Origin of the sequence: Sphaerochaeta sp. S2, assembly GCF_016406725.1 — a bacterium.
GTDB lineage: Bacteria > Spirochaetota > Spirochaetia > Sphaerochaetales > Sphaerochaetaceae > Sphaerochaeta.
The window spans coordinates 1-4,691 of sequence record NZ_JAEKNT010000058.1; the positions used below are offsets into that span (position 1 = coordinate 1).

General features: G+C 46.6%; 4 protein-coding genes. 3 read left to right on the top strand and 1 reads right to left on the bottom strand.

Translation table 11 applies throughout. The annotated features are described in order from the left end of the window. Both JF818_RS01295 and JF818_RS01300 read left to right on the top strand, forming a co-directional pair. On the top strand, window positions 1–400 hold a 400-nt coding region (locus JF818_RS01295), incomplete at its 5' end, for a diguanylate cyclase domain-containing protein (protein ID WP_198890187.1). Window positions 401–708: 308 nt separating this feature from the next. Beyond that, window positions 709–2,385: a hypothetical protein gene (locus tag JF818_RS01300; RefSeq protein WP_198890188.1), complete on the top strand. Its 1,677-nt coding sequence runs from the start codon at window positions 709–711 to the stop codon at window positions 2,383–2,385. Window positions 2,386–2,456: 71 nt separating this feature from the next. Here JF818_RS01300 and JF818_RS01305 read toward each other — a convergent pair whose 3' ends face one another. Further along, window positions 2,457–3,665, bottom strand: a complete 1,209-nt coding sequence (locus JF818_RS01305; RefSeq protein ID WP_198890189.1) for a LuxR C-terminal-related transcriptional regulator — start codon at window positions 3,663–3,665, stop codon at window positions 2,457–2,459. Between the two features lie 147 nt (window positions 3,666–3,812). Here JF818_RS01305 and JF818_RS01310 point away from each other — a divergent pair. Further along, on the top strand, window positions 3,813–4,691 hold an 879-nt coding region (locus JF818_RS01310), incomplete at its 3' end, for an RnfABCDGE type electron transport complex subunit D (RefSeq protein WP_198890190.1).

The following is a 4,691-nucleotide window of genomic DNA, read 5'->3' on the forward strand; positions in this document are numbered from 1 at the left end:
CCTCTATATAGACCTTGACTCCTTCAAGCTAATCAATGACACCCATGGCCACGAAGTTGGTGACGGGGTGCTTGTTACCGTAGGGAGAAGACTACTGAACTGTGTCCGAGGAACTGATTTCGTGGCACGATTGGCTGGTGATGAATTTGCGATCATCATGCAAGATATCGAAGACACTACGCAGGCAAAACACTTCGCTGCAAGGGTGCATTCCGTTCTGCAGGAACCCATAACAATCGATACAATAATCTGTACCATAAACGCTTCCATCGGTATCTCCATCTATCCTGGAGCTGGAGATGATGGGGAGGCATTGCTGAGGAACGCTGATTCTGCAATGTATACAATCAAGAAACACGGCAAGGGCGGAATCGGCATCTATAACCATAACGAGTTATAAAAAAAGATTTGTATCATATCTTTCTATTCAATATTCAAGATCAAGAAGCTCATTCACCAATTCCTGGAACTCTGCCTGAGGTATGACCCGTATCTCTTGAGGCAAAGATGCTGCCAATAGCAGAATTCTGAACAAACACCCCTGCAACCACGCAAAATCATACTTTGGTATGAAGCGCCGAGGCATAAAACAACCTAGAGTGAAATCATCAATGGAGAGGGAGGACCATTACAAGCATTATTGATTTCTATCAAAACGCAGTGTTCTGCGCATCAAGTAGAGGTATTGCTCTTCACAGGAGGGGAACAATGAAAAAGGTTGGTTATTCGTTATTGGCGCTCTTGGCAGTGACCATGGTATTGTATATAGCGTGTGACCTAGGTGTAGGCGAAGTACCGGAAACAGGTTCGCTAAAAGTTATCATGCAAAATGACCCAAGCCTCAGGACCATTACACCTGATATATCGATGGAAGTGGCAGCGTATCGGCTCAGCGGGTATCGGTCAGGCTCAAGTGATACCATAGATCCAATTGATATCACAGCAACTACCCATACCTTTAGCGGGATCCGTGTTGGGAATTGGACCATAAATGTTGAGGCTCTGAATGCAGACACTCCCCCACTCATCATAGGTGAGGGCTCCAGTACAGTGACCATTAGTAGTGGAACAAATACGAACACTACCGTGACCATTGTACCACTGAATGGAACTGGAGATTTCACCTTCTCACTTGATTGGAGTGGCAACCTTATTGGAAATCCGGGGGTTGAGGCATTCCTGACCCATGAAACAGGATCTACACAGACTGCAGTGGAGGAGTCTTGCATTGTCATATCCGGTTCCACTGCCACAATCACCGTGGAAGACCTGGAGAGCGGCTACTATGACTTCTCCTACATCCTGAAGGATGGGGAAACCCCATTTGCAGGTAATTTCCATGAAGTAAGGATTCTCAGTGGGCATACCAGTTCAGCCTCTGAAATAATCCCCGTTTCGCCATTTGAAATCTCCCTGGCAATTATCAACAACCTGCGTAATCCTTTTGCGGTAAGCATTACATCACAAGATATCATCATGGAGCGTTCAAGCGTCCAATCTTTTACCGCCGCCCCTGCAGATGCTACCTCCTATCAGTGGTATCTTGACGGTATAGAGATAGCAGGGGCAGTTGAAATGAATGTCCTTCTTGATGGGGAAGAGATTGCATTCGGTTGGCATACGCTCTCCGTTAAGGTTACCTCACAAGAGGGAGGCATCTCCTCTGAATCTATAGTATTCTACCTTGATGATGTATTCGGAATTGGGGGATACATAGATCTGACATTCACCAACAAGAGTGACCCTGATGATACCTGGTTCTTTGGGCTGGGAAATGGACCTGCAGAGAACTCAGGGTTTGAAGCATTGGCAACATACCCCAGATATTCAATTCCAATACATCTTGAAATGATGCTGGAAAAGAGCCCTGATGAAATCCTCCCTGGAAGTTTCATGTTCGCTTCCTCTGTACCTTTCGATCTAGATATGGATATGAATATGTTCCCCTATAATGGGTCGATGGGCAGTGAGGGAAAGTACGCAGCTCTGGGGGTCTGGGAAGTGGACACTGCAAATGTCGTGCTTGGTCAGGCCTATGATTGGAGTCTCTTCACTGTAGGAAGTGTTGATGAACATGGAGTGAGACGGACCTTCGATGCGATCAGCAATTTCTACAATCCAGTAGTGACCGATAATCCTGATGGAGAAGATGATGTATTGAAATGGGGAAAGCTTTGGGAGACCATAAACGAGGGAATTACAATTACCTTCACAAAATACGGGGAAAACTTTGGATCCTACGTGAAGGGAACCGTAAGAGGAACCGCCGTATCGGTCATACCAAACGACCCATCAGATCCTGAAGATGACGTGCTTGGCATATACACGGTAACAGGAGATTTCATCACGACCAGAGGGACATGGGTGCCTCCTGTAGTGCAATAGAGAACCATCCCCCCCCCTTGGAGCAATCCAAGGGGTATCTTTCTCTAGAGCAAAAGTAGAGAAGGACCACTCTAATCCTGGCTCTCTCCCCTAAGCATGGCATAGAGCTCACTCCGGCTCGAGATTCCCAGCCTGTTGTAGAGACTGGTTGTATGGGTCTTAACGGTAGCAAGACTGATAAACAAGGCTTCAGCTGTCTGCACTTGGGTCCTTCCGTTTACAATATGCTGTAGGATATCAGCCTGTCTTTCACTTAAATGATAGCGTGAGATGAAAGCGTTCAGGTCAAACTTGGGGAGGCAGAATCCGAGAAGTCCAATTCTGTCTCCCCACTTGTCACTGATGAGCGAGAAGCTTGTCACCACGGGGACCGTTTTCCCCTCTGAGGCAAGAAGAAATCCTGTGTGGGAGAAGTTGTGCTCTCCTGTGGCCAGTAACGCGGTCACTTTCCTCTGGATTGCTTGACTTTCAAGAAACACTTTATCCATCGGTGTGCTATGTCGTAGGTTTTCAGGTTGGCCTATCAGGGAACGTGCAGCTGCATTGCAATCGGTAATGTTCCAAACTGAATCAATCATGAAAACTGCGCGATTCATGTGTTTGATCAGTTCCCGATTCACATATACAGGTGCAAATTGCATAAGACCATATCGTATGATTGCATAGCACACTGCAACCATCCATAGTACAGGGATTGTGCAAGAAATGGGATTATGTCCCTTGAACCCGGAGAGAAAATCGACCAGTACTCCGATGCTTGTCCCACACACGGTACTTACGATAATGATTCTTGATTGAATTTGCTCCCTGTGCAGTGTGGTTGTTCGCCCCCAAATCAGGGCAATAAGAGGAATCAACAATGACTCAATAGCGGAAAGGAGCTGGTGGGACACAAACCAAGGCCCTGAAGGAAAGTCCCGCGCAAGTATATTCCAACCCCAATTGGCAGTTTGATAGATCCCAATGCGAAGCATGATGACCAATACCAAAATACGATAGAAAGGAACGCTCTGACGTCCTGACAAGAATAGGATGAATATGATGCCGGCAAGGATGAACAGCTCAGAACCGGTATAGTAGAGTCGATCGAAGAAAGGTATCCACTGGATCCCTTGCGCCATATTACGCCCTGCACATCCAAACGACCAGAGGGCAAGCATGGCACAGAGTACAGCAAAGCTTTTCTGGGTAGAAGAATCTTTCCCGAATACCAAAATGAGGATCCCTAGATAGATATAGGTCACACATGCAACACTTGCAATTATCGCATATAGCATCATTTTGTGACCTCATCTTACTACGCAGTTTTCTCCTTTGCAATTGCTATTTTTAGCCAGAGAGAAAGATATGCCTAGGAATCTGATGCGTAAAAATTTTTACTTTCTGCTCATTATGGCTTATAATGGGCTCATTATAGGGGAGGAACCGTGAAAATTCAAAAACAACAAGCAATGCGCACCGTACTTTATGCGCTTGCGCCACTCTGCCTTGCTGCAATTTATTTTTTCGGCTGGCGTTTTATCGCCATCTTGGTAGTTGTAGGGGCAACGGGACTGTTATGTGAATGGCTCATGGCACGCCGCTATGGCTTCAAGATTACCGAGTCCCTGTTTGTCTCGTGCACGCTCTTTGCGCTCTCACTACCGCCTACCATCCCTCTTTGGATTGCAGCGGTAGGTATTGCATTTGGAATCATCTTCGGGAAGATGATCTTCGGTGGGTTTGGAAGAAATATTTTCAATCCAGCAATCACAGCGCGAGCATTCGTCTATATTAGTTTCGGAGTTCCGATGACAGCAGCGTTTGTCGGCAATGCAACACAAAAGGGATTCTTCCCTGCCGGTCTTGGTTCTTGGGTAAGCCAAGCAGACAGTGTTTCCGCAGCTACCCCGCTGGCAACCGGGGATGCTTCATTGCTTGATCTGTTCCTTGGGTTCACCAGCGGTAGCTTTGGGGAAACCAGTGCCATCCTCATACTGCTCGGTGGACTGTATATTGTGTTCAAGAAAGCTGCCAACTGGAAAATTGTTGTTGCTTCACTTACCTCATTTCTGCTACTACAGAGTGTATTTTGGGCCAGTGGGCTCCAACTAGCTACAGAGAGCGGGATGAAAGGCGTCGCTGACCCCCTTACAGCCCTTCTCGGTGGCAGTTTTCTCTTTGCTGCATTCTTCATGATTACCGACCCTGTCTCTTCTTCCCAGACAACAGATGCAGGAAGATGGATATATGGTGCTGTATTTGGCATTCTCACTGTTTTGATTCGTATTTTCGCAAACTGGGTTGAAGGGGTAACATTTGCGATC

Bases quoted from the DNA above. Each gene is read 5' to 3' on its own strand.
- JF818_RS01300 (WP_198890188.1), top strand. From the start codon at position 709: ATGAAAAAGGTTGGTTATTCGTTATTGGCGCTCTTGGCAGTGACCATG.
- JF818_RS01305 (WP_198890189.1), bottom strand. From the start codon at position 3,665: ATGATGCTATATGCGATAATTGCAAGTGTTGCATGTGTGACCTATATC.